27 protein-coding genes, 1 tRNA gene and 1 other RNA gene are annotated in these 24,398 nt (G+C 70.2%); 10 read left to right on the top strand and 19 right to left on the bottom strand.

Features of this window, described 5'->3' with window-relative positions; all coding sequences use genetic code 11:
- Positions 1 to 47: 47 nt before the first annotated feature.
- From nth to ftsY, 5 genes are read left to right on the top strand one after another with little or no spacing between them, the layout of a single operon-like run.
- On the top strand, positions 48 to 704 hold the full coding sequence (gene nth / locus HUW10_RS11225) for an endonuclease III (protein ID WP_201712642.1): 657 nt from the start codon (positions 48 to 50) through the stop codon (positions 702 to 704).
- Positions 701 to 2,170: an APC family permease gene (locus HUW10_RS11220; protein ID WP_174503579.1), complete on the top strand. Its 1,470-nt coding sequence runs from the start codon at positions 701 to 703 to the stop codon at positions 2,168 to 2,170. The genes nth and HUW10_RS11220 overlap by 4 nt, the downstream gene beginning before the upstream one ends.
- Positions 2,171 to 2,212: 42 nt before the next feature.
- The gene (gene dapF, locus HUW10_RS11215) at positions 2,213 to 3,046 is read left to right on the top strand and encodes a diaminopimelate epimerase (RefSeq protein ID WP_174503578.1); all 834 of its coding nucleotides are present in this window, start codon (positions 2,213 to 2,215) and stop codon (positions 3,044 to 3,046) included.
- On the top strand, positions 3,043 to 4,278 hold the full coding sequence (mtaB, locus tag HUW10_RS11210) for a tRNA (N(6)-L-threonylcarbamoyladenosine(37)-C(2))-methylthiotransferase MtaB (RefSeq protein WP_174503577.1): 1,236 nt from the start codon (positions 3,043 to 3,045) through the stop codon (positions 4,276 to 4,278). The genes dapF and mtaB overlap by 4 nt, the downstream gene beginning before the upstream one ends.
- Positions 4,278 to 5,213, top strand: coding sequence for a signal recognition particle-docking protein FtsY (ftsY, locus tag HUW10_RS11205; protein ID WP_174504848.1), 936 nt, complete (start codon positions 4,278 to 4,280; stop codon positions 5,211 to 5,213). The genes mtaB and ftsY overlap by 1 nt, the downstream gene beginning before the upstream one ends.
- Before the next feature lie 135 nt (positions 5,214 to 5,348).
- Here ftsY and HUW10_RS11200 read toward each other — a convergent pair whose 3' ends face one another.
- The 6 genes from HUW10_RS11200 to HUW10_RS11175 all read right to left on the bottom strand — a co-directional run bounded on the left by HUW10_RS11200 (position 5,349) and on the right by HUW10_RS11175 (position 8,405).
- Positions 5,349 to 5,939, bottom strand: a complete 591-nt coding sequence (locus HUW10_RS11200) for a hypothetical protein (RefSeq protein WP_174503576.1) — start codon at positions 5,937 to 5,939, stop codon at positions 5,349 to 5,351.
- 41 nt (positions 5,940 to 5,980) lie between these two features.
- Complete coding sequence (locus HUW10_RS11195) at positions 5,981 to 7,126, bottom strand: aminotransferase class I/II-fold pyridoxal phosphate-dependent enzyme (RefSeq protein ID WP_174503575.1); 1,146 nt, start codon at positions 7,124 to 7,126, stop codon at positions 5,981 to 5,983.
- A 21-nt stretch (positions 7,127 to 7,147) separates the two neighbouring features.
- Positions 7,148 to 7,705 (bottom strand): 5-formyltetrahydrofolate cyclo-ligase, encoded by a 558-nt coding sequence (locus tag HUW10_RS11190; RefSeq protein ID WP_174503574.1) that lies wholly within the window; start codon positions 7,703 to 7,705, stop codon positions 7,148 to 7,150.
- Positions 7,706 to 7,728: 23 nt separating this feature from the next.
- Positions 7,729 to 7,888, bottom strand: a non-coding RNA gene (gene ssrS / locus HUW10_RS11185) — 6S RNA.
- A 9-nt stretch (positions 7,889 to 7,897) separates the two neighbouring features.
- The gene (zapA, locus tag HUW10_RS11180) at positions 7,898 to 8,218 is read right to left on the bottom strand and encodes a cell division protein ZapA (protein WP_174503573.1); all 321 of its coding nucleotides are present in this window, start codon (positions 8,216 to 8,218) and stop codon (positions 7,898 to 7,900) included.
- 1 nt (position 8,219) lies between these two features.
- Positions 8,220 to 8,405: a hypothetical protein gene (locus HUW10_RS11175; protein WP_174503572.1), complete on the bottom strand. Its 186-nt coding sequence runs from the start codon at positions 8,403 to 8,405 to the stop codon at positions 8,220 to 8,222.
- 75 nt (positions 8,406 to 8,480) lie between these two features.
- Here HUW10_RS11175 and HUW10_RS11170 point away from each other — a divergent pair, with 75 nt between their 5' ends.
- On the top strand, positions 8,481 to 9,137 hold the full coding sequence (locus HUW10_RS11170) for a DedA family protein (protein ID WP_174503571.1): 657 nt from the start codon (positions 8,481 to 8,483) through the stop codon (positions 9,135 to 9,137).
- Positions 9,134 to 9,994 (top strand): SDR family NAD(P)-dependent oxidoreductase, encoded by an 861-nt coding sequence (locus HUW10_RS11165; RefSeq protein ID WP_174503570.1) that lies wholly within the window; start codon positions 9,134 to 9,136, stop codon positions 9,992 to 9,994. Before HUW10_RS11170 ends, HUW10_RS11165 begins: the two co-directional genes overlap by 4 nt.
- Before the next feature lie 75 nt (positions 9,995 to 10,069).
- Here HUW10_RS11165 and ppa read toward each other — a convergent pair whose 3' ends face one another.
- A complete protein-coding gene (gene ppa / locus HUW10_RS11160; protein WP_174503569.1) occupies positions 10,070 to 10,594 on the bottom strand; it encodes an inorganic diphosphatase in 525 nt (174 codons plus the stop codon).
- Between the two features lie 89 nt (positions 10,595 to 10,683).
- On the opposite strand from ppa, the gene HUW10_RS11155 reads away from it, so the two are divergent.
- Positions 10,684 to 10,759, top strand: a tRNA-Ile gene (locus tag HUW10_RS11155).
- 165 nt (positions 10,760 to 10,924) lie between these two features.
- On the opposite strand, the gene pufC is transcribed toward HUW10_RS11155, so the two are convergent.
- The 11 genes from pufC to HUW10_RS11100 form a co-directional block, all read right to left on the bottom strand.
- On the bottom strand, positions 10,925 to 12,079 hold the full coding sequence (pufC, locus tag HUW10_RS11150) for a photosynthetic reaction center cytochrome PufC (protein WP_174503568.1): 1,155 nt from the start codon (positions 12,077 to 12,079) through the stop codon (positions 10,925 to 10,927).
- On the bottom strand, positions 12,076 to 13,065 hold the full coding sequence (pufM, locus tag HUW10_RS11145; protein WP_174503567.1) for a photosynthetic reaction center subunit M: 990 nt from the start codon (positions 13,063 to 13,065) through the stop codon (positions 12,076 to 12,078). The genes pufC and pufM overlap by 4 nt, the downstream gene beginning before the upstream one ends.
- Before the next feature lie 55 nt (positions 13,066 to 13,120).
- Positions 13,121 to 13,957 (bottom strand): photosynthetic reaction center subunit L, encoded by an 837-nt coding sequence (gene pufL / locus HUW10_RS11140; RefSeq protein WP_174503566.1) that lies wholly within the window; start codon positions 13,955 to 13,957, stop codon positions 13,121 to 13,123.
- A gap of 99 nt (positions 13,958 to 14,056) precedes the next feature.
- Entirely contained in the window at positions 14,057 to 14,239 is a 183-nt protein-coding gene (pufA, locus tag HUW10_RS11135; protein ID WP_174503565.1) for a light-harvesting antenna LH1, alpha subunit, read from the bottom strand.
- A gap of 13 nt (positions 14,240 to 14,252) precedes the next feature.
- Complete coding sequence (gene pufB, locus HUW10_RS11130; RefSeq protein ID WP_371808626.1) at positions 14,253 to 14,489, bottom strand: light-harvesting antenna LH1, beta subunit; 237 nt, start codon at positions 14,487 to 14,489, stop codon at positions 14,253 to 14,255.
- A 181-nt stretch (positions 14,490 to 14,670) separates the two neighbouring features.
- Positions 14,671 to 16,107: a chlorophyllide a reductase subunit Z gene (bchZ, locus tag HUW10_RS11125; RefSeq protein ID WP_174503564.1), complete on the bottom strand. Its 1,437-nt coding sequence runs from the start codon at positions 16,105 to 16,107 to the stop codon at positions 14,671 to 14,673.
- Positions 16,107 to 17,519, bottom strand: coding sequence for a chlorophyllide a reductase subunit Y (gene bchY, locus HUW10_RS11120; protein ID WP_174503563.1), 1,413 nt, complete (start codon positions 17,517 to 17,519; stop codon positions 16,107 to 16,109). Before bchY ends, bchZ begins: the two co-directional genes overlap by 1 nt.
- 2 nt (positions 17,520 to 17,521) lie before the next feature.
- On the bottom strand, positions 17,522 to 18,490 hold the full coding sequence (locus tag HUW10_RS11115) for a chlorophyllide a reductase iron protein subunit X (protein WP_174503562.1): 969 nt from the start codon (positions 18,488 to 18,490) through the stop codon (positions 17,522 to 17,524).
- Positions 18,487 to 19,425, bottom strand: a complete 939-nt coding sequence (gene bchC / locus HUW10_RS11110; protein ID WP_174503561.1) for a chlorophyll synthesis pathway protein BchC — start codon at positions 19,423 to 19,425, stop codon at positions 18,487 to 18,489. Before bchC ends, HUW10_RS11115 begins: the two co-directional genes overlap by 4 nt.
- A 117-nt stretch (positions 19,426 to 19,542) precedes the next feature.
- The gene (locus tag HUW10_RS11105; protein WP_174503560.1) at positions 19,543 to 20,670 is read right to left on the bottom strand and encodes a methyltransferase; all 1,128 of its coding nucleotides are present in this window, start codon (positions 20,668 to 20,670) and stop codon (positions 19,543 to 19,545) included.
- A gap of 10 nt (positions 20,671 to 20,680) precedes the next feature.
- Positions 20,681 to 21,550 carry a polyprenyl synthetase family protein gene (locus tag HUW10_RS11100; protein ID WP_174503559.1) on the bottom strand — a complete coding sequence of 290 codons (870 nt, stop codon included), beginning with the start codon at positions 21,548 to 21,550 and terminating at the stop codon, positions 20,681 to 20,683.
- Positions 21,551 to 21,610: 60 nt separating this feature from the next.
- Here HUW10_RS11100 and HUW10_RS11095 point away from each other — a divergent pair, with 60 nt between their 5' ends.
- Both HUW10_RS11095 and HUW10_RS11090 read left to right on the top strand, forming a co-directional pair.
- Positions 21,611 to 23,227 carry an NAD(P)/FAD-dependent oxidoreductase gene (locus HUW10_RS11095; RefSeq protein WP_255540018.1) on the top strand — a complete coding sequence of 539 codons (1,617 nt, stop codon included), beginning with the start codon at positions 21,611 to 21,613 and terminating at the stop codon, positions 23,225 to 23,227.
- A complete protein-coding gene (locus tag HUW10_RS11090; protein ID WP_174503557.1) occupies positions 23,224 to 24,153 on the top strand; it encodes a carotenoid 1,2-hydratase in 930 nt (309 codons plus the stop codon). The genes HUW10_RS11095 and HUW10_RS11090 overlap by 4 nt, the downstream gene beginning before the upstream one ends.
- Positions 24,154 to 24,256: 103 nt before the next feature.
- Here the strand turns inward: HUW10_RS11090 and HUW10_RS11085 are convergent, their stop codons facing one another.
- Positions 24,257 to 24,397, bottom strand: coding sequence for a hypothetical protein (locus HUW10_RS11085; RefSeq protein WP_174503556.1), 141 nt, complete (start codon positions 24,395 to 24,397; stop codon positions 24,257 to 24,259).
- Position 24,398: the final 1 nt, after the last annotated feature.

The raw sequence follows: 24,398 nt of genomic DNA, 5'->3' as shown, positions 1-24,398 counted from the left end.
CCGCACACCCCAAGCAGCGCAGCACCGCCCGCCGCACCGCGCGCAAGATGAAGCAGGCGGATATCCGCCCTTTCCTCGACGCCATCGCCGCCGGCAACCCCGATCCGCGTACCGAACTGCAATATGCCGACCCCTTCACCCTCCTCGTCGCCGTCGTCCTCTCGGCGCAGACGACAGACGCCGCGGTGAACAAGGCGACCCCCTTCCTGTTCGCCGCCGCCCCCACCCCGGCGGCGATGGCCGCCCTCGGCGCCGAGGGCATCGGTCCGCATATCCGCTCGATCGGCCTCTGGCAGTCCAAGGCGAAGAACGTCGCCGCCCTCGCCCAGCTCCTCGTCGAGCGGCACGGCGGCGCCGTCCCCGCTGAGCGCGAGGCGCTCGAAGCCCTGCCCGGCGTCGGCCGCAAGACCGCGAATGTGGTGTTGAACGAAATCTTCGGCCAACCCACCATGGCGGTGGACACCCACATCTTCCGCCTCGGCAACCGCACCGGCCTCGCCCCCGGCAAGACGGTGCGCGAGGTCGAGGATGGCCTGATCAAGCGCATCCCGCCCGACCTGCTGCGCCGCGCCCATCACTGGCTGATCCTGCACGGGCGCTATGTCTGCAAGGCCCGCCAGCCCGAATGCTGGCGCTGCCCCGGCGCGCAATGGTGCGTCTTCACCCCCAAGCCCGCAGCACCCGTCCGGGCCCGCCGGGCATGAGCGCGTCCTCCGGCTTCCGCCTCGCGAAAACCCTCGGCCTCGCCGCCGTCGTCGCCTCCGCCGTCACCCAGGAATACGGCGCGGGAATCAACTTCGTGGTCCCCCAGAGCCTCGGCGTCTACCCCGACATCGGCGCGCTGGTGCCACTGGCGATGTTCGCGACCGGCCTCGTGATCTTCCTGAAGGTCTTTCTCTACGCCCGGTTCTCCAGCGCGATGCCGCGCGCCGGCTCGTCCTATGTCTGGACGGTGCGCGCCCTCAACCTGCCGCTCGGCTTCATCCTGCATTTCGTCTGGTGGGCCAGCATCACCGCGGCGATGGGCTTCATCGCCTTCGCCTTCGGCAATTTCCTCGGCAACGCGATGCTCAATGCCGGCTTCGCCGCCGGCCACACGCTGCTCTCGAAACCCGGCCATCTCGCCCTCGGCCTCGCCGCGCTCTGGATCATCTACGGCATCCATGTCGCCGGCATCCGCGATTACGGCCGCCTGGTCGTCATCCTGCTCGCCCTCGTCGTGGCCACCGCCCTCACCGTCGGCGTCATCGGCTTCGCCGCCGACCCCGCCGCCCTGCTGCACACCGCCGCGGCGCGCACCGGCATCGCCTTCACCCGCCCGGCCGCCGCCCCGCCGTTCGACCCGCACGCCTTCCTCGCCGTCTGCACCCTGTTCATCTTCGCCTACGGCGGGCTGTCCGGCGCGCCCGCCCTGTCGGGCGAGACCGAACGCGCCGAAACCGTGATGCCGCGCGGCATCGTCATCGCCTGGCTCACCTCGGTCGTGCTGTTCTCGCTGGTCGCCGCAGCCCTGCTGCACGCCGTGCCCTGGTGGGCGGCGCTCGACCTCATCCGCCACAAGCACGCCTCCCTCGTCACCGCCCCCGGCATCATCGGCCTCGCCGCACCGCGCCCGCTGGCCGCCGCGCTCGACCTCGTGATCGCGCTCATCGTCGGCAAGACGCTCGCGCCGCAGATGGTCGTCACCTCGCGCATGGTCTTCGCCTGGGCCGAGGACGGGCTGATCCCCGCCCGCTTCGCCGAAACCTCGCGCCGCCGCGCCCCGGTCGCCGCCCTCACCCTCACCGTCGTGCTCGCCTCGCTCTTCCTCGTGCAGGCGACCTATATCGGCTGGGCCTTCGGCATCGTCGCCCGCTCGGTCACCATCCTGCTGGTCTGGCTCGCCGTCGCCTGCGCCGCGCTCAACCTGCGCTACAACCCGCGCCATGCCAGCCATGGCTGGTCGGAACCCTTCCGCCGCGGCGTCATGGTCGTGCCCGTCGCCCTGCTATCGATCGTCGTCACCATCGCGCTGATCCGCTCGGTGCTGGTGCTGCCCCACGCGCCCTTCTACGTCCAGCCGCTGTTCCAGGGCGGGGTGATGGCGCTGATCGGCACGGCTCTCTACCTGCGCGCCCGCCGCGCCGCGCCTGACCTCGCCGCGATCACCGCAACGCTCCCCCTCGAATAGCGCCCCCTTCCGCGCCGCGCCGCAACGCCATATACGAACTGCATGGCAGCGACCCGACCCTTTCTGAAAATGCACGGCGCCGGGAACGATTTCGTCGTTCTCGATGCCCGCGCGCTTCCGCTTGACCTCGCCCCCGCCGCCGCCGCCCGCATCGCCGACCGTCACCGCGGCGTCGGCTGCGACCAGATCATCCTGATCGAGCCGGACGACAGCGCCGCTGCCTTCATGCGCATCCTCAACGCGGACGGCTCGGAATCCGGCGCCTGCGGCAACGCCACACGCTGCGTCGCCGCGCTGCTCGCCGCCGAAACCGGCGCCCGCCACCTCACCATCCGCACCAATGCCGGCCTGCTGCCCGCCGACATCAAGGGCCCCACCTTGGTCGAGGTCGACATGGGCGTGCCGAAATTCGGCTGGGAAGACATTCCCCTGGCCGAACCGGCGGATACGCTCTCGCTCCGCCTCGCCCTCGGCCCGGTGCAGAACCCCGCCGCCTGCTCGATGGGCAACCCCCACGCCACCTTCTTCGTCGACGACCTGACCCACCTGCAGATCGAGACGATCGGCCCGAAGCTCGAACGCGCCCGCCTCTTCCCCGCGCGCGCCAATATCGGCTTCGCCCGGATCGACGCGCCGGACCGCATCCGCCTGCGCGTCTGGGAGCGCGGCGCCGGCCTCACCCTCGCTTGCGGCTCCGGCGCCTGCGCCGCCCTGGTCAATGCCCATCGCCGCGGCCTCGCCGCCCGCCGCGCCGAGATCGAGATGGACGGCGGCACCCTCACCCTCACCTGGCGCGACGACGGCCACGTGCTGATGGAAGGCCCCGTCGCCCTGGTCTTCGAGGGCGAGCTGGACGCCGCCACGCTCGCGCCATGAGCCTCGACATCCTCACCTTCGGCTGCCGCCTCAACGCCTTCGAGAGCGAGGTGATGCGCGGCCACGCCGAGGCCGCCGGGCTCGGCCGCGCCGTCATCGTCAACACCTGCGCCGTCACCGCCGAGGCCGAGCGCCAGGCCCGCCAGGCCATCCGCCGCGCCCACCGCGCCGACCCCGGCGCGAAAATCATCGTCACCGGCTGCGCCGCCCAGATCGACCCCGAAGCCTGGTCGAAAATCGAAGGCGTCGCCCGCGTGCTCGGCAATGCCGAGAAGCTCACGCCCGAGGCCTGGCAATCGGAAGCGCCGGTCCTGGTCGCCGACATCATGCAGCTCCGCCAGACCGCCGCCCACCTGATCGAGGGCTTCGGCACCCGCGCCCGCGCCTTCATCGAGGTGCAGCAGGGCTGCGATCACCGCTGCACCTTCTGCATCATCCCCTATGGCCGCGGCCCCTCGCGCTCAATCCCGCTCGGCGCCGTGGTCGAGCAGGTCCGCACCCTCGTCGCGAATGGCTACAACGAGGTCGTGCTCACCGGCGTCGACCTCACCTCCTACGGCGCCGACCTGCCCGGCGCGCCGAAACTCGGCCAGCTCTGCCGCCGCCTGCTCGCCGCCGTGCCGGACCTGCCGCGCCTGCGCCTCTCCTCGATCGACCCCGCCGAGATCGACGACGATCTCTGGCGCCTGATCGAAACCGAGCCCCGGCTGATGCCGCATCTGCATCTCTCGGTGCAGGCCGGATCGGACCTCATTCTCAAGCGCATGAAGCGCCGCCATCTCCGCCATCACGTCATCGAGGCCGCCGCCCGCGCCCGCGCGCTCCGCCCCGAAATCGCCCTCGGCGCCGACCTCATCGCCGGCTTCCCCACCGAAACCGAGGCGCATTTCGCCGAAACCCTCGCGCTGGTCGACGATGCCGGGCTCGACTATCTCCACGTCTTTCCCTTCTCCGCCCGCAAGGGCACGCCCGCCGCGCGCATCCCAGCCCTGCCGATGGTCGAGCGCCGCGCCCGCGCCGCCCGCCTGCGCGAAGCCGGCGCCCGCCGCGCCGAGGCCCGCTTCCGGGCGATGACCGGCACCACCGTCACCGCGCTGGCCGAAACCGAAACCACCGGCCACACCGAAACCTTCGCGCCGATCCGGTTTTCCGCACCCGTCACCCCGGGCGCGCTCATCACCGCGAGGATCACCGGCGCGGATGCCACCGGCGTGACCGCAGGAGCAGAATGATGGCGCTCGGCTTTCTCGCGCGGCTCAAATCCGGCCTCACCCGCAGCACCCAGAAGCTCGCCGCCGGCATCACCGACACCTTCACCAAGCGCAAGCTCGACGATGCGGCGCTGGAAGAGCTCGAAGACCTCCTCATCACCGCCGATCTCGGCCCCGCCGCCGCCGCCCGCGTCATCCGCGCCTTCCGCCGCACCCGTTTCGGCCAGGACGTCTCCGCGCCCGAAATCCGCGCGTCGCTGGCCGAGGAGGTTGCGAAAATCCTCGCCCCTGTCGCGCAGCCGCTCGATATCGACCGGAGCAAAAACCCGTTCGTCATCCTGATGGTCGGCGTCAACGGCACTGGCAAGACCACCACGATCGGCAAGCTCGCCCAATCCTATGGCGAGGCCGGCGCCAGGCCCCTGCTCGTCGCCGGCGACACGTTCCGCGCCGCCGCGGTCGAACAGCTCCAGGTCTGGGGCGAGCGCACCGGCGCGCCGGTAATGACCGGCCCCGCCAACGCCGACCCCGCCGGCCTCGCCTTCGACGCGATCGCCCGCGCCCGGCGCGACGGGCACGACATCGTGCTGATCGACACTGCCGGCCGCCTGCACAACAAGGCCGCGCTGATGGAGGAGCTGCGCAAGATCATCCGCGTCATCCGCAAGCAGGACGAAACCGCCCCCCACGCCGTGCTGCTGACGCTCGACGCCACGACCGGCCAGAACGCCATCGCCCAGGTCGCCACGTTCAAGGAAATGGTCGACCTCACCGGGCTGATCGTCACCAAGCTCGACGGCTCGGCCCGCGCCGGCGTCGTCGTCGCCCTAGCCGAAACCGCCGCCCTGCCGATCCATGCCGTCGGCGTCGGCGAACAGGCGGCCGATCTCCGCCCGTTCGACGCCACCGAATTCGCCCGCGCGCTGACCGGCGCCGACGCCGACCGCCCCGCCTGAAGTCTCGCGCCGTCCCGGATCATCCGGAAACCCGACGATCCGCGCATTGCTGAATTTCAGCCGCGATTTGCAGACACCAAAAGGCGACCTGCCGTAGCGTGACGGCTCGCGCCGCCCCGCCTTACCAGTCGCGCCTCACCAGTCGCGCCGATGCCAGTGATGCCAGTGATGCCAGTGGTCATACGGCCGGTATCCGCCGTGATACCCAGCGCCGCGCCCGTGCAGCCGCGCATTGTTCGGCCGGTTGCCGATGAAGCGCCGATACGCCGAACTCCAGTCCCGCGCGATCATCCGCCGCGCTTCATCCAGCCCCAGCCGATGCGCGCAGACCAGCCGGGCCATCCGGGCCTCCAGCCGGTCCTTCGCAAAGGAGCCCCACTGCCCTCGCCCGAGATGCGGCTGCGGCCAGAGATTCGCCGGGCTGCTCGGCGACCCGCCGAGCGCGAGCGGGATCAGGTGATCCTCCTCGTATTTCCAGGGCCGCGAATCGGCATAGCCATAGCGCCGGATCTGCGCCTTCTTCAGCGGCTCGGTATAGGACACTGGCGGTCGCACCGTCCGCGTCCAGCCGCGCCGGCAGATCGTCGCATCGATCGTCGCCTCGCGCACCGCGGGGTTGATCGCCCCCGGCGTCAGCGCCGCATCGGGCAGCGGCGAAACCCCCCGCGCCGCCGCGACACCGCCGGCTAGCACCCAGGTTGCCGCGATCAGGCGTATCCATCTCATGACCAGAACCATATTTCGAACATAGCGTGAACGAGTTAATATCAGGTTAACGAAGTCAACCCAGCGCGCAATTTCGCCATCGCCCGCTCCAGCTTTTCCGGGCTCTGCGCGAAGCAGATCCGCAAATGCCCCTCGCCCGCCGCGCCGAACGCGATCCCCGGCGCCACCGCCACCTTGTGCGCAATCGCGAGATGCCGCGCCAGCTCCAGACTGTCCGTCACCCCCTCGATCCGGGCGAAGGCATAAAGCCCGGCCGGCGGCGCGCTGTAGCGCACGCGGTTGAGCCCGGCGAGCCCGGCGCCGACGATCGCCCGCCCCTCGGCGCAGAATGCCCGGAACCCGGCGACATAGTCCTCGCAGTCCAGCGCCGCCAGCGCCGCCTCCTGCGCGAAGGGCGCCACGCCGGAATGGGTCGCCTCGATCAGCTCGCCCACCGCGTCCCGCTCGCCCTCCGGCAGCACCAGCCAGCCGACGCGGAATCCCGTCATCGCCCAGGTCTTCGACACCGAATTGGCGACGATCACCCGATCCTCCGGCCCCGCATGGTCCAGCGCCGAGGGCGCCGCCGCCCGCCCGTCGAAACTCAGCCGCGAATACACCTCGTCGGACAGCAGCCACACGCCCCGCCGCCGGCAGATCTCCAGGATCGCGACGATCTCCGCATCGCTCGCCATCCACCCGGTCGGATTGTTCGGCGAATTGAGGCAAAACACCCGCGCGCCGTCGAGCGCTGCGTCCAGCCGGTCGAGATCGAGGCGGAAACCGCCCATCCCATCCTCATCCAGCGGCAGCCGCATCACCTCGGCCCGCCGCGCCAGCGCCGCCCCGGCGAGGTTCGGCCATTCCGGCTCGTGGATCACCACCTTGTCGCCCTGCCGCAAGATCGCGGTGAACGCGACGCCGATAGCCGCCATGCCCGAGGCGGTCACCGCGATCCGCGTCTCCGCCACCGGTTTCGCATGCACCCGGCTCAGATATTCCGCCAGCGCGAGGCGGAGCGACAGCCGCCCCCGGCTGTCCACGTAATGCGTGTCCCCGGCCTCGACGGCGCGGATCAGCGCCGCCCGCGCCGCGTCCGGCGGCAGCCGGTCGGACTCGCCGAACGCCAGATTGTCCACCTCCGGGTCGGCAAAGGCCAGCCGCCCGATATCGCCGATCTTCGATCGCGGAATCCGAATGATATCCATTGACCACCCTGAAAGGCGGCGTCAGCCCGCGCGCACCACGCCGCGTTCGGTCGCCACCGCATGAAGGCGCGCATCCTGCGGCCCCACCGGCACCTCGTCCACCTCCTGCGATGCATAGGCGCACCCCAGCCGGAACGCATCGGGCAGGCCGGCGAGCGTGCGATCGTAATATCCCGCGCCATAGCCAAGCCGGTTGCCCCGCCGGTCGAAGGCCAGCAGCGGCACCAGCACGAAATCGGGCACGATCTCCTCGCCCTCGGGGTGCAAGGTGCCGAACCGCCCCGGCACCAGCGCCTCGCCACGCCGCCAGCGCCGGAAGATCAGCGGCAGGCCGCGCTTGGGCGTCACCGGCAGGCCGATCGCGTGCCCCCGCGCCTCCAGCTCGGCCAGCAACGGCCTGATGTCGATTTCAGCCCCGATCGGCCAGAACCCCGAAACCACCGCGCCGGCAGGCGGCGGGCACTGCTCCAGCACGACGGAGGCCAGCATCGCGCCGAGCGCGGGGTCAAGCCCGTCGCGCCGGTCGAGGGCAGCCTGTCGCGCCGCCGCCTTGCGGGCGATGAGATCGGTCTCGGTCATGATGTCGGGGAGAGGAACAAGAGTGCGAAGCCGCCCTGGCCGTTGGCGTTGACATCCTCCCAGAGCCTGCGTGAGCAGGTGGGCGCCGGAAATACCGGAACCACGGTTCCGACAGAGCCAGCTCCCTGGGAGATACTTACTGGCCCCGGGGATGTGCTTGCCTGACGCACCGGGCAGCCTCGCCCCATCTACTTAGGACTCCGCGAGGTCCGCTGCAATCTCTTCCGCACGCGCGGCGACGCGCCGCAGCCTTGCGACATGCTCGGGGGAAACGCCGGTGGGCTTCGCCGCCCGCAACGCCTCATGGGTTGCCCGCAAGTCGTGCAGCTCGTCGGCCAGCAGCAGCGCCGCCAATACCAGCAGCCGCGCCTCGCCGGTCTGCTCGCCGATCGCCTTGATGCTGCTCACCCGGCGGTCGATCTCGCCGGCCATCGCCTGCAAATGCCGCTCCTGGCCGTCCTCGCAGCTCACCGAATAGGAAAATCCGTTGATGCGGATGTTCACGTTCGCCATATCAACCCTGTTCCACCCGTTCGGCCTCGTCGAGCGCCGCGCGCAACTGCCCGATCATGCGATCCAGCGCGTCCTTGATGTCGTCGCGCCGCTCCGCCTCGGCGGGCTTCGCCACATGGGCGGCAATGCGCGCCAGCGCCGCTTCGAGCCGCTCGATCGCCTGAATTTCGGTTTCCTGCTCCACCATGCGATGCTTATCGCGGATTTTGCGTTACAATGAAAGCCGATTAACCCGAACCGCCATACAGGCCCGCAACACAACATGATCGCCGCCCTCAACCACGCATTGGCTCCCTGGATCGCCGCCTATGGCAGCGTCGCCGTTGCCGCGCTGATCATGCTGGAAAGCCTCGGCCTGCCGCTGCCCGGCGAAACCGCGCTGGTCTCCGCCGCGATCTATGCCGGCACCACCCACCGGATCGACATTTCGGCCCTCATCCTCGCCGCCGCGGCAGGTGCGATCGTCGGTGGCGCCGCCGGCTACTGGATCGGCCGCAATGCCGGCTACCCGATGCTGCTGCGCCATGGCCGCCATATCGGCCTGACCGAGCGCCGCCTGCGCGCCGGCCATTGGCTGTTCGAGAATCACGGCGGCAAGATCGTCGTCTTCGGCCGCTTCTTCGCGGTGATGCGCGCCCTCGCCGCCCTGCTCGCCGGCGTCACGGTGATGGACTGGCGCCGCTTCATCGGCTTCCAGGTCCTCGCCTGCCTGATCTGGGCCAGCGTCTATGGCGGCGTCGCCTATATTTTCGGCAAGCAGATCAACCGTTTCGCCGGCCCGCTCGGCGCAGCCGCGGCGGTCATCATCATCGGCGTCGGCGTGGCGATGGTCTTCCTCGCCCGCCGCCATGGCGACCGCCTCGAACGCGCCGCCGCCGACCGCGCCTCGCTCCCCGACAAGCTGCCGCAGAAGAGATGACTCCGACATTGCTGATCGCAGGCCTCGGCTATACCGGCCGGGCCGTCGCCACCGCTGCCCGCGAAGCGGGATTCGCCGTCACCGCCACTGCGCGCGACCCGGCGGGCAAATCCGCGCAAGCGGGCGTGGCGCTCATCCCCTTCGCCGATGCCGCCGCCGCCCTGCCGGACGCCACCCATCTCCTGCTCACCGCCGCGCCCGGCGAAGCGGGCGACCCGCTGCTCGCCCTCTGCGCCGATGCCATCGCCGCCGCCCCGGCGCTGCGCTGGATCGGCTATTTCTCCACGACCGGCGTCTATGGCGATCGCCAGGGCGGCGCCGTCGACGAAGCCACGCCGCCCGCCCCCGGCTCGCCGCGCACCCTCCGGCGGGTCGAGGCGGAGCAGAACTGGGCGGCGATGGCGAACGAGCGTCGCGCCGTCGACATCATCCGCCTCGCCGGCATCTACGGCCCCGGCCGCTCCGCCTTCGACGACCTGCGCGCCGGCACCGCCCGCCGGATCGACCGGCCTGAGCAGAAATTCAGCCGCATCCATGTGGACGACATCGCCGGCGGCACGCTCGCAGCCATCGCCACGGCGGCCGGCGGCGCGCGCATCCTCAACTTCGCCGATGACGAGCCGGCCCCGAGCGCCGATGTCATCGCCCATGCCGCATCCCTGCTCGGCATCGCCCCGCCGCCGTTGATCCCCTTCGACGAGGCGCGGCGCGGAATGTCGCCGATGGCGCTGTCCTTCTGGTCGGAAAACCGCATCGTGCGGAGCGAGGGCACCAGGGCGGCGCTGCGCCGTCCCTGGCGTTTTCCCTCCTACCGAGAGGGGCTCGAAGCCATCCTCGCGGCGGAAACCGAATTCTGAACGGAACAAACAAGCGTTCCGCCCCTCACCGGGCAAAAAACCTCCCTTCCCCCTTGGGCCGGGAGGGGAACAAAACTACTTCGCGGCGCGGGCGAGGCTCTGGCTGATCGCCGCCTCGGCGGATTCGCGGCCTTCCCAGCCGGTCACCTTCACCCACTTGCCCTTCTCCAGGTCCTTGTAATGGGTGAAGAAATGCTCGATCGCGTCGCGCGTGATCGCGGGCAACTGGTCGATCTCGGTGATGCCGGAGAATTGCGGGTGGATCTTGTCATGCGGCACGCAGACGATCTTCTCGTCCTGCCCCGCCTCGTCCTCCATCCGCAGCACGCCGATCGGCCGGGCCCGGATCACCGCGCCCGGCACCACCGCCGCCGGCACCAGCACCAGCGCGTCCGCCGGGTCGCCATCGTCGGCGAGCGTGTTGGGGATGAACCCGTAGGCCGCCGGATAGGCCATCGGGGTGAACAGGAAGCGGTCCACCATCACCGCCCCGCTCTCCTTGTCGACCTCGTATTTCACCGCCGAACCCTGCGGGATCTCGATCACCACATGAATGTCGGACGGCGGCGCCTTGCCGGCCGGGATCTTGGTAACGTCCATGGCGAAACCTCCTGAATGATGTCGCGCGCCTTCTAGCCGTCCGGAAGGATATTGCCAATTGCCCCGCCCCGACGTCATACAGGCGCTGGGCGCCGGTAGCTCAATGGTTAGAGCGGACCGCTCATAACGGTTTGGTTGGGGGTTCGAGTCCCTCCCGGCGCACCACGCGGCCCATCCGCGTCACCCCCGCCGAACCGGCCCGCCAAACCGGCCCGCCAAACCGAAACGCCCCCGCACCGATAAAATGGCGCAAGGAGAATGGCGCAAAGAAAATGGCGTGGGTCTCTCGACCCACGCCAAGTAACGGGCGAACGCCGGGGAGCCGCGGCGCTATTGGCCCGGTGCACCCGCCCCGGTCGGGGCGGGGGACGCTGTGGGTTTGGCGCTGCCCGCAGCCGGGGCGGACGCCATGGTGATCATCGCCGGGTTATCCTCGCCATGCGCCGCCGCCGCCTTCGGATCGGGCTGGGCAAGCGCGGCGGGGCCGCGGAGATAGGGGAACGGGCTCGCAACCGGCGCGCCATAGAGTGGCTTGAACACGCCCTGGTGGCAGGTCGCGCAGTCCACCTTCGCCACATCGCCGGCCTGGCCAAGCATGGCCTTGGGGAAGGTGCCGGTCAGCGGCAGCAGGTAGTCGTTGTTGAGCGCGCGGACCATGTGCAGGCCATAATAGGCCGTCACCCGCTGCGGCGTGCTTTCCGACCAGTCGGCGAAGGCACGGGTCTGGTGGCAGAAATCGCAGTTCACGCCCAGCGCGGTCGCGTAGTGCATCATCAGCGCATAGGTCCACTGGGTCTGCTGGATCGAGAGGCGGTTGCCGGCGGGCAGCGCGCTCGTGCCGGTCACCCGGATCGGCTCGTGCCCGAGCAGGAAGGGTGTGAGCGGATCGGCCGGCAGCGCCGAGCCATCCGCCACCACCGAGGGCCGCGCCTCGCCGCTGTTGGTCTGCAGCAGCCCGCCCGCATGCGGCGGGGCGACGCCCTCGAACCAGACCCGGCTCGGCACGTTGTTGCCCCGATGGCAGGTATAGCAGGTGACGCCGACATTCTTCACATGCGTCTGCCAGTCGGCATTGACGAAGATCGTCATCTCCAGCATCCGCCGCGCGACCCGCTTCTGATACTTGGCGTCGGACGCGAAATTGCCGGCGACGTGGCAGTAGCCGCAGCCCTGTTTCGGCGCGACCCACTGCACCATCGAGACCATGATCCGCGCGAAGGCGCCGGCCGGAACGTTCTTGAGCACCTGAACGTTCTTGTAGATCGTGCCGGCCGGCGGCCCGGCATTGTTCTGCGGCAGGGCGGAGGGGGCCTGGTTGGCGGCAAAGGCGGCGGCGATCACCGCCGGGCTGTATTCGACCTGCTGGCCGGTGCCGCGATAGCCGCGCTGCACCGAGCGGACCGTGGGCGGCTGCAAGGTCAGCACGCCGAGGACCATCGCCGTCATGCCGCCGATCAGGGCGAGCAGGGTGATCGTGACTTTCATGGCATTGTCCCCTTGCCCGCGGCCGCACCCTGCGCCGGATCGGCGACATGCCCGTAGATGTGCGGATAGGCCGGCGCCACATGGTGCTTGATCGCCCACAGGAACCAGTTGTCGACGACGGTGCCGGTCAGCAGGATGCCGATCCCGCCGGTCAGCGTGGTCAGCACCGCGAACCACCAGGCCCAGCGATGGATGCTCTCCATCGTCGCGTTGAACCCCATCGTCCAGCGCCAGAACAGCGCGGCGCGCTCCGATGCGGTGCCCCGGTCCACCGTCTGCTCCACCTCGCGCTCGCCGCCGAACCGGCTGACGGCGAGAATGGTCGCGCCATGCATCGCGAACAGCAGGACCGAGCCATACAGGAACACGATCGAGAGCATGTGGAACGGATCGTAATACAGGTTGCCGTATCGCAACGAGAACGCGACGGTCCAGTCGAGATGCGGAAAGATGCCGAAGGGCGGCGCCTCGCCCCAGCTGCCCATCAGCAGCGGGCGGATGAAGCCGAGCACGAGGAACAGCCAGATGGCCGAGGCGAAGGCCCACGCGGTATGAGTGCCGAGGCCGAGCTGCTTCGAGCGGCGATAGACCCGCATCCACCAGAGCAGCAGCGAGGTGGTCAGGAAGAACCCGGCCAGCAGCCACCATCCGCCCTGGTCCATCGGCGGCAGCCGCAGCCCGTAGGCCGGCGGCGGCGGTTCGAGCGCGAGCCATGGCAGGTCGCGCACGAAGCGGATCGGGTTCCAGTTCACCGAGGCCATCATGTTCAGCCCGATGATCTCGAAGGCGATCAGGCCGCAGGCGATGGAAGCGACGCCGAGCGAGCCGAGATAGATCGGGCCGACCTGGGCGTTGCCGATCTGGCCGAGCAGGTAGCTGAAGAACGGCTTGCCCTGCCGGCCCCACACACCCGCCGGCGCCGGAACGCCGTCATGCAGTGGCCCACGGATCTGCACCCGCGTGAAGATGTTCTGATATTCGATCATCCGAGCCCCCGGACTGCTTGAAGGTTATGACTGGTGCGGTCTTGCATGGCGCACCTCAATGACCGCCGAACTGCCAGATCGGCAGGTGCAGCCACCACCCCCACCACGAGGGCCAGCCCTGGGTCCAGAACGGGCCGGAGAGCAGGATGCAGGTGGCGCTGGCGAACCCCGCCCCGAGGGCGAGGAACAGGCCGAGCCGGTGAATGCCCAGCGTGCCGATCGAGTAGCCGATGAAATCGCGGAAGAACGTGTCCTCGTGCTCGGCGAACTTCACCGTCTCGCCCGCCGGCGGGTTGATCGCGGCCAGAACCAGCGATCCGTGCAGCGCGAGGGCGAGCGTCGTCGTGAAGAACAGCGTCACGGCGACCATGTGCATCGGGTTGTATTCGAAATTGAGATAGGCGTATCCGGTGTTCGACACCCAGTCGAGATGGCTCATGATGCCGTAGGGAAAGCCGTTGCCCCAGGCGCCCATCAGCAGCGGGCGGATGACCTCGAGCGTGACATAGGCGAAAATCGCGACGCTGAACGCCGCCGGCACGTGCAGCCCGATCCCGAGCTTGCGGCTGATCTCCACCTCGCGCAGCGCCCAGGAGCCGAAGGCGCCGATCGCGCAGACCGTGATGATCTGCCAGAGCCCGCCCTTGGCCAGCGGCGCGAGGCCGAGCCCATAGGAAAGGTCGGGCGGCGCGATGTTGATCTGCCAGATGTTCCAGGTCGGCCCGAGCGCCGCACCCCAGATGATCAGCGCCGTGCCGAGCATGATGAAGAAGGCGGCGGTCACACCGAAAAAGCCGACATAGAACGGCCCGACCCAGAAATCGAACAGGTCCCCGCCGATCAGGGTCCCGCCGCGGACGCGGTATTTTCTTTCAAAACTGAGCAGTGCCATCGGGCAGTTCCTCACCGTTCGGTTGGGGCCCCTCCCCCCGGCGTGGTCGGCACGAGCCGACCGGCGCCGGGGTCATCTGGAGGGGTTTGGCAGGCCCCGTTACTTGTTTGCCGGCATGGCCGACTGCTGCTGCACCGCCGACATCGCCGGTGCGCCGCCGAGCCAGTCGAAACGCGGCGTGCTCAGCAGGATGAAGTGGATCAGGATCGCCAGCGCGAACAGGAACACGCCGAGCGCGGTCAGCACCCTGCGCGGATCGAAAAGAAGCCACATGCGCCACATGGTCTGTCCTCCCTTATCCGATACGCGAGGTGAGCATCTTCACCCCGATATGCGCGTTATCCAGGAACCCCGTGACATAGCCGTGCGGCCCCGGGATCCACGGGCGCCACTGCCACACCAGGAAGTGGGCAATGATCGCGATGACGGTGAAGCCGATGAAACTGGCGATGAAGATCGAGTGGAACTCCTTCGCCTCCCGTTCGGTCAGGCCGGATAACGACCCTTCCCGATCATGTGTGGTCATGGACATCAGACTGTTATCCTCGTTGTGGCCGGCGCGGTTGCCCGTGCCTGCCAGTTCCGCGCGAACCCCGCGCGGGGGGACAGCCGGCGCCTTGCGGCGGGCGGCCGATGGGGGAGCCTCGCCGCTGGGGCAAGCAGGAGGGGCAGCGCCAGGCTCGGCCCGGGTGCTGATCTGTCAGGTGAAGCGGTCATGCCGGCACCGTCTCGCGCAGCGCCACGGCGACATGCGCCGCCTCGACGCGCTCGGCACCCGCCTCGCGCGCGCACCGCTCGGCGCTGTCGCGCAGCCGCTTGGCCGCGGAAATCCGGATCAGGAACGGCTCATGGGCGAGATGCCGGTCGAGTGCTGCGGCCGCATCCGGGGCCCAGGCCTCGCCCGCATCGGCGCGCGCCGGCGTCGGCTCGATCCGGTCGAGATCGGTGCCGAGCGGCAGGATGTTGAACAGCGCGTCGAACAGCGCGTTGCAGTATTCCTGCACGACATAGGTGGCACCCGCATACCCCATGAACGGCGTGCCGGTCGCGCGGCGGATGATCGCGCCCGGAAACGATGCCGGAATATAGACCGACCGTCCGCCGCGCTCCGCCGCATACATCCGCTCGTTATACGAACCGAACAGCACCAGCGGCGGGTTCGCCGCCATCGCCGCGCGCACCGCGTCGTTGTCCGGCTTCACCCCGGGGCGACGGGAAATCGCGAAGCTGCACGCAATGCCGAGATCATCCTCGAGCAGGCGGCGCAGGCCGCGGGCATAGGTCTCGGTCGCCACCACCCCGAACGACGAGGTCGCGAAGAAATCCTGCGTCACGCTCCGCCACAGATCCCAGATCGGCTTGATCGTGGTCTCCTTCTCGCGGGCGATGAACGGCTCGGGATCGACACCGGCCAGCTCGCCGAGCTTGCGCAGGAAATTCGTGGTCGCGAAAATCCCCATCGGCGCCATCAGGTAGGGCTTGTCCAGCGCCTCGCAGAGCTTGCGGCCGAATTCGCGATAAAGGCAGACATTGACATCCGCGTCGGCCAGCCGCGGCGTGTCCTTGAGGTCCGCGCCGAGCGGAAAGGTCAGGTTGACCTCGCAGCCGATCCCCTCGACCAGCCGGCGGATCTCGGCGAGATCGGATGGCATGTTGAACGTGCCATAGATCGGCCCGATGATGTTGACGCGCGGCTTGCCCGCCTTGCGCTCCGGGCGCTTCGCCTTCGCGTTGCCGAACTCGTTCCACAGCCACACCATCGCCCGGTCGGCGGACTGCCACTGGTCCTCGTCGATCGTGCGCGGCAGGAAGCGCCGCAGGTTGGAGCCCTCCGGCGTCACCCCGCCGCCGATCATCTCGGCGATCGAGCCGGTGACGACGACCGCGGGCACCTTCTGGTCGCCGATCCCGGCGGCGCGCTTCATCGGCCCCTCGGTGCCGCTCATCGAGAGCGCCTCCTCGTCGAGCCCCGTCACCACGATCGGCAACTCGTGCGGCGGCAGCGCGTCGGTGTAATGCAGCACCGCCGTCACCGGCAGGTTCTCGCAGCCCACCGGCCCGTCGATGACGACGCGCAACCCCTTGATCGCGGCGAAGGCGTATACAGCGCCCCAATACCCGCCCGCCCGGTCATGATCCTGCACCAGCATCAGGAAACCTCCTCCGCCTGCGCCGCATCGCCGGCGAAGAAGCCGATCATCCGGCCGAACCGCTCGCGCCCGCGCGTCTGCGCCGTGACGATCGCAGCGAGCGACGCAGCACCGGATGCGCCAAAAATCGGCCGCGATGATACGATGTTGGTGAAATAGACGGCCGGCACACCCGCCTCCTTCGCCGCCTGCACCAGCGGCGTGGTGCCGAAGGCGAGGTCGGGGCGAACATCGCGCAGCGCCGCGCAATCCTGTTCGAGCGAGGCGCGGAACTGCACATGCGTGCCCTGCTGGGCAAGCCAGGCGCGGTCCGCCTCGCTCCACGGCGTCGCCGGCAGCGCGGTGCCGACATAGGGGATTTCCGCCCCCGCCTCGATCAGCAGCCGCGCGACCAGCAGCTCCGACCCCTCGTAACCCGAAACGATCATCCGCGCCGAAACCGGGTTGGCGGCGAGTGCTGCGCGCACCGGCGCGATCGCCGCGGCCTTCGCCCGGTCGATCCGCACCGCCTCGATCCCGGCGATGCGACCGACGGCGTCGAGCCAGTCGGCCGTCGCCTCCTCGCCCACCGGCGCCGAGCCGATCAGCTTGCGGCCCGCGGCCTCGAATTCCCGCGCGCTGGCGGTATAGAACGGATGCACCGCGGCGGCCGCGACGCAATCGAGCGCGCCGTACAGATCCCGCCACTCCCGTGCCGGCACCGCCGGCCCGACGCCGAGCCCCATCGGCGCCAGCATCGCCGCAACCCCTGGCGGATCGGCCGGAAACAGCTCGCCCAGCAGGGTGATCCGCCGCTCCTCGGCAAGCCCCGTGCGCGGCCGCGCCACCGCCCCGGCCTCGGCCTCGCGCCGGGCATAGCGCAGCATCGCCCCGGCCAGCACGTCCTTCGCCTCGGCATGGGTCGGCACGCCGAAGCCCGGCACGTCGATGCCGATCACCCGCACACCATCGATCTCCCGCGGCAGCAGGTCGAGCGGCACGCCCGAAGCGGTCGGCACGCACAGATTGATGACAACGACGGCGTCATACGCGTCCGGCTGCGCCGTCCGGCGCACCGCGTCGCGGATATCCTCGAAGAGCTGGCCGGTGACCAGCGTCTCGGAATCGAACGGCACGTAGCCGACACTGCGGCGCGCGCCGTAGAAATGCGAGGTGAAGGTAAGACCGTAAACGCAGCAGGCCGAGCCGGACAGGATCGTCGCCACCCGCCGCATCCGCAGGCCGACGCGCAACGACCCGAAGGCCGGGCACATCGATTGCGGCTGGTCGTGCGGCCCCTGCGGGTAATCGGCGGCGAGCCGCTCCAGCACGGCGGACTTGCCGGCGGCGCGGGCAGCCTCGCGCATCGTCTCCCGCCCGCCATGGCAGCCGGCTTCCTGCGGCCGCGCGATCGTTCCCTCCGGCGGGGGCATGATCAGGCCCCCTCGTAGACGACTTCGAGGGAGGGCCGGTTCAGCACGTCCGAACCGCACATGTCCTCGAGGCTCGCCGGATCCAGCACCACGCCGCGGCCCACCACGTCGCCCTTGAACAGGCCGAGCAGCCCGTCCTGGGTCAGCGGCGTCGGGCGGATCGGCGGCGCCTCGGCCACCTGCACGCCCAGCGCCTCGAACAGCGGCGCCCAGCGCCCGCCGGGCCGCCCGACAATCTCGTAATTCGCCGATTTACGGCGGATATCCTCATCCGCCGGGATCGCGGCCAGCACCGGAATCCCCGCCGCCTCGGCGAAGGCCTGCGCCTCGCCGGTACCGTCATCCTTGTTGATCACCAGCCCGGCAACGCCGACATTGCCGCCGAGCTTGCGGAAATAATCCACCGCCGAGCAGACATTGTTGGCGACATAGAGCGATTGCAGGTCGTTCGAGCCGACCACGATCACCTTCTGGCACAGATCGCGCGCGATCGGCAGGCCGAACCCGCCGCAGACCACGTCGCCCAGGAAGTCGAGCAGCACGTAATCGAAATCCCACTGGTGAAAGCCGAGCTTGTCGAGCAGTTCGAACCCGTGGATGATCCCGCGTCCGCCGCAGCCGCGCCCGACTTCCGGGCCGCCCAGCTCCATGGCGAACACCCCGTCGCGCTTGAAACAGACATCGCCGATCTCCACCGCCTCGCCGGCGGCCTTGCGCCGCGCCGAGGTCTCGATGATCGTCGGGCACGACTTGCCGCCGAACAGCAGCGAGGTCGTGTCGCTTTTCGGGTCGCACCCGATCAGCAGCACCCGCTTGCCGAGCTGCGCCATCGAATACGACAGGTTGGCGAGGGTGAAGCTCTTGCCGATCCCCCCCTTGCCATAGATCGCGATGATCTGGGTCTTCTTCGCCGGATTCGCGCTCGCGCCAATCTCGGTATCCGGAGCCGTGCGGCCGGCGCTTGCGTTCATGTCATGTCTCTCCAGTCGATGAGCAGTTTGAGGCAGGAATCGTCGTTGAAGGCGGCGGAATAGGCTTGCGCCGCGTCCGCCGCCGGCACCCGGTGCGTCACCAGGCCGGACAGATCGAGCCGCCCCGCCGCGACCAGTGCTGCGACATCGGCGAGATCCTCCGGCTGCCACTGGGCGGCGATGGCAATCCGCGCCTCGCGCATGAAGGCCGGGGGAAAGGCAAAGCCGAGCGGTGCGGCGTAAAACCCGGCGAGGGTGATCATCCCCCCCGCTGCCAGGCGCCCGATCAGCCGGTCGAGAATTGCGGAATCGCCCGAGGCGTCGATGATCGTGCGATAATCCCGCCGCGGGTCGTCCGCCGCAGCGCGCACCTCGTAGCCCTGCGCCCCGGCGAACCGCGCCACCCTGGTTTCCCAGACCACCGGCGCGCCGCCATCGAGCGTCGCGAGGCGGGCGATCAGCCGGCCGAGAACGCCATGCCCGACGATCAGCTCCGGCGCGCCGCCGGCAATCCTGATCGCATGCCGGGCCGTCGCCGCCAGCGCCAGCAGGGTCGCATGCGCGCCGAGGGCGGCGGGAACCCGCACCGCCCGCTCGGCCGGCACCACCAGATGTCGGGAATCGGCGCCGAACAGCGCGCGCATCTCGCCGAAGCAGCGGGCGCCCGGCACGAACACCGTCTCGCCCATCCGGCCGCGCACTTCGCGCCCGGTCTCGACGATCGTGCCCGTCGCCTCGTAGCCCGGCACCAGCGGATAGCCCATGCCCGGAAAGGACGGCATCTCGCCGGTGTAGATCAGCTTCTCCGTGCCGGTGCTCACGCCCGACCACGCGACCTCGACCACCACATCCGTGGCCGCGGGCGGATCAAGCCTCACCCGCCGGAGCGACAGGTCTAACGGTCTTTCGATGATGATGGCGAGACTGTCGAGCAAGGCACGTCCCCTCTGGAGTGCCGCGAGCCGTGCGGTCGTATTGTAAATGTCAGCTTACAAGTACAAAACAAAATGTCAATCTAAACTTACAGTCAACGTTTCTTTTATCGCGCCGGCTCAACCGGCGCGCGCCGCGATCAAACCGGTCAGCAGCGGCTGCGGCGTGGCGATCTGCCGCGCCCCGATGAAGCCGGCGCGCTCGGCCATCGCGGCAAGCTCCGCCGCGCGCCGCGCCCGGCCGCGCCCCATCGCCAGCAGGTAGAACCCGAAATAGGCATCGCCGACCGGCGCCGCCCCCGCGGCGGCGGCCAGCGGCTCAGCGATCAGCAGTGTCGCGCCCGGTTGCAGGCAGGCGCGGACATTGCGCAGGATCGCCATCGCATCGTCGTCGTCGTGATCGTGCAGCACCCTGACGAGGGTGGCGATGTCCGCCCCCTCCGGCAGCCGGTCGGCGCGCATGTCGCCGCCCCACGCGGCGGCCCGCCCGGCGAGCCCCGCGCGGGCGAAGCGGGCCCGCGCCAGCGCCGCCACGTCCGGCAGGTCGAACAGCATGAGCGCGAGCGCCGGCGCGCGGGCGGCCACCGCCTCGAGAAACCGGCCATCGCCGCCGCCGACATCGAGAATCCGGCGGTGCCGGCGGAATTTCCAGGCGGCGAGGATCCCCGCGGCGATCATCGGCTGCGACGCCGCCATCAGCTGCGAATAGGCATCCGCCCGCGGCGCGTCGCCGCCCTCGTACGGCCAGAACCCGGCCAGGGTCGCGTCCGTCTCGCCGCGCAGCAGCCCGACCGGATCGGCGAGGTCGCGATAGAGCAGCGCATGATGCCGAACCATCGCCGCGATGCCCGGATTGGCAAGCAGCGCAGCACCCAGCGGGCCAAGCGCCACGCGTGCGCCATCGGTCTCCAGCAGCCGCAGCGCCGCCCCCGCACGCGCGAGCCGCAGCAGCGCGGCCGGCGCGAGGCGGCAGCGCGCGGCGAGATGCTCGACCGTCTCCGCCCCCGCCGCCAGCTGGGCGAACAGGTCGAGTTCGACGCAGGCCGCAAGCGTCTGCGAATAGACGAAGCCGGCACAGAGATCGAACAGCGCCCGCGCCTCCCGCCGCGCCACGAACCGGGTCGGCGGGAAGCGCGCCGCAAGATCCTGGAAGGTGCCGTTCGCAAGCAGCCGGTTGCGCAAATCCCGCCAGCGCCGCAGCCAGGCCGGCACCGGCGGATCCACGAAGCCCGACACGCTCGCCGTCACCGTGCGTGCCTCAGGCCGCCACGCGGGCCAGCCCCTTGGGCACCAGCCGCTTCGCCTCCTGCACGATCAGCGCGCGCAGCGACGCGACGCCCGGACAATCGGGAATCGACGAAGCCGCGCGTTCGGCCACCTCGTCCAGCAGGTCGAGCGCACCCTCGATGCCAAAGCGCCGCACGGCGCTCGGCCGCTGCAGCGCGTCGTCGCGCCCGACCGGCTTGCCGCACGAAGCCGCATCCCCGGCGGCATCGCAGAGGTCATCGGCGATCTGATAGGCATCGCCGAGATTGTCCCCCAGCGCCCGCCACGGCAGCGGATCCTTGCCCGCGCTCGCCGCCCCGGCCATCGCCGCCGCCGCGAACAGCGCCGAGGTCTTGGCCCGCTGATAACGCGCGAGATCCACCTCGTCCTCGCTCTCCCAGGCCTGGCCGGCGACGATCCCGCCCGGCATGCCCACCGCCTCGGCGACGATCCCGCTCAGCGCGATCACCGGGCCCGGCTGCACCGCGCAGCCGAGTGCGAGGGTCTGGAACGCCAGCACGATCAGCGCGTCGCCCGCAAGCACCGCGAGCGGCGCGCCGAACGCGGCATGCACCGAGGGACGGCCGCGCCGCGTCGCCGCATCGTCGAAACACGGCAGGTCGTCATGCACCAGCGAGGCGCAATGCAGAAATTCCAGCGCCGCCCCCGCCGCCACCGCCGCGTCGAACCGCTCCGCCCCGCAGGCCGAGGCGACCGCCAGGCACAGTCGCGGCCGCACCCGCGCGCCGCGCGGAAACACCGCGTGCCGCATCGCCGCCGCCAGCTTCGGCGGCCCGCCGCCGGTTTCGGCCCGCAGCATGGCCGTGGTGAGAGTGGATTCGATGAGCGACATGGCATCCATGACGGACCTCCGATGGTTAAGCCGTGTGTCACTTTTTATTGTCGTTTTTAACTGTGCGATTTGGTTGACACTCAGTCAAGTAATTTCGGATACTCGACCGCAACGGAGGACGCCGCGATTTCAGCACGAGACACATCGACGGTCCTGATCATCGGCGCTGGCATGGGCGGCCTCGCCGCTTCCATCCGGCTTGCCGCCGCCGGCCGGCGCGTCGCGGTGTTCGACCGCGCGGCCGCACCCGGCGGCAAGCTGCGCGCGGTCGCCGTCGCCGGCCGCGCCATCGATGCCGGGCCGACGGTGGTGACGATGCGTCACGTGTTCGACGACCTGCTGCGCGCCGCCGGCACCAGCCTCGCGGCCGAGCTGCGCCTCGCGCCGCTCGATGTCATCGCCCGGCATCACTGGCAGGACGGCACCCGGCTGGACCTGCGGCAGACCGCCGAGGCGAGCGAGGCCGCCATCCTCGCCGCCTTCGGCCCGCACGCAGCCGGCGAGTTCGCCACTTTCTGCCGCCGCAGCCGCGCGCTGTACGACGCGCTGGATGCCGCCTTCATGCGCAACCCCTCTCCGGATCTTCTCGACCTTGGCCGCCGCACCGGCGTCGCCGGCCTGCTGGCCCTCAGCCGCGCCTCGCCCTTCGCCAGCCTGTGGTCGGTTCTCGGCCGCCGCTTCACCGATCCGAGGCTGCGCCAGCTCTTCGCCCGCTACGCGACCTATTCCGGCGCCTCGCCCTTCGCCGCGCCGGCGACGCTGATGCTGATTGCCCATGCCGAACAGCGCGGCGTGTGGACGATCGAGGGCGGCATGACGATGCTGGCCTCCGCCCTGATGCGCGCCGCCGGCCGCCACGGCGCGCGCTTCCACCTCGGCGCGCCGGTAGCCGAGGTGCTGACCGATGGCGCCCGCGTCCGCGGCGTCCGCCTCGCGGACGGTTCGGAGATCGCCGGCCGCACGGTCATCGCCGCCGGCGAGATCGGCGCGATCGCGGCCGGCAGCCTCGGCGCCGCCGCCCGCGCCGCCCTCGGCCGCGCCGCCGCCGCCCCACGCTCGCTCTCGGCGGTGACCTGGCAGGTCGTCGCCCATGCGCGCGGTTTCCCGCTCAGCCATCACAACGTGTTCTTCAGCCGCGACTACCCCGCCGAGTTCGCCGCCCTCGCCGCCGGCACGCTGCCGACGGACCCGACCATCTATGTCTGCGCGCAAGACCGTACCCAGCACCGCCCCCAAGATCGCATGCTTGATCGCATGCCGGATCGCATGCTGGATCGCGGCGGGCCGGGACCGGCCGACCGCAACGCCGGTGCTGCGGCGGAACGGCTACTGGTGCTGGTCAACGCCCCGCCGCTCGGCGACCGCGCCGCACCGGACGACGCCGCGACCGACGCCTGCTGGGCGCGCGTGCGCGCCCGCCTCGCCGCCGCCGGCCTCACGCTCGACATCGTGGGCAGTGCCGTCACCGGCCCGCCCGGTTTCGAGCGCCTGTTCCCCGGCGCCGGCGGCGCGCTCTATGGCCGCGATCTCGCCGGCTGGCGTGACCCCTTCGCCCGCCCGCGGGCGCGCACCGCGCTGCCGGGGTTCTACCTCGCCGGCGGCTCGGCACATCCCGGCCCGGGCCTGCCGATGGCCGCCCTCTCCGGCAGTTTCGCCGCCGCCGCCATCATGGCGGATACCGAATGATCCGCTTCGACCGCCCGGTCCCGCGCGGCGGCTATGCCTGGTGGTATGTCGACGCGCTGAGCGATGACGGGCGCCACGCGCTCACCCTGATCGCCTTCATCGGCTCGGTGTTCTCACCCTATTACGCCGCCGCCCGCCGCTTCGCCCCCGACAGCGCGGCACCGGAGGATTTCGTCGCCATCAACCTCGCCCTCTACGGCCCGCGCGGCAATCGCTGGACCATGACCGAGCGCCGCCGCCACAGCCTGCGGGCCGAGGCCGACAGCCTCGCCATCGGCCCGAGCCGGCTCACCGTCGATGAAGGCGGGCTTGCCGCCGAGATCGCCGAATGGTCGAACCCGCTGCCGCGCCGGGTGCGCGGCACGATCCGCCTCACCCCCCACGCCGTCGAGCCGACCACCTACGAGCTCGATGCGGCGGGCCGGCACCGCTGGCAGCCGCTCGCCCCCTGCGCGCGCATCCGCGTCGCCTTCACCGCGCCCGAACTCGCCTGGGAGGGCAACGCCTATCTCGACCGCAACGAGGGCGACGAACCGGTCGCGCGTGCCTTCCGGCGCTGGCACTGGTCGCGCGCGGCAACGCGGCGGGGTGCCGCGATCCTCTATCACGCGGAGCGGCGCGATGGCGGGCAGACCGCGCTCGCGCTGGGCTTCGACGCCGCCGGCGGTGCCACCGCCTTCACGCCGCCGCCCATCGCCGCCCTGCCGGCGACGCGCTGGCGCCTCGCGCGCGAAACCCGCAGCGATGGCGGCGCCCGCCTCATCCGCAATCTCGAGGATACGCCGTTTTACGCCCGCGCCCGCATCGCCGCCTCGCTCGGCGGCGAACAAGTCGAGGCCGTGCACGAAACGCTGGATTGCGACCGTCTGGTCCACCCCGCCGTGCAGTTCATGCTGCCCTTCCGCATGCCGCGCCGGTTCATCTGAGATTGAGGCAGCCGATCAGATGGAATCATCTGATCGGATAAAGATGCTCTGTTTATTAATATGATAGAGCACTACATCCGATCCAACTGGATCGGAAAGTGCTCTAGGACCCGTCGCGCTCGCGGTCCCGCCGCAGGCTCCGCCGCACCGACACGAGCGACCAGATGGCGGCCGCCAGCACCAGCACGTCGATGCCGGAAAACTCCAGGAAGGTCGCGTAGTGGCTGGCCCATGCTTCCATCATG

The organism is Acidiphilium sp. C61 (assembly GCF_905116885.1).
Classification (GTDB): Bacteria; Pseudomonadota; Alphaproteobacteria; order Acetobacterales; family Acetobacteraceae; genus Acidiphilium.
This window is presented reverse-complemented; position numbering and strand designations above follow the sequence as displayed.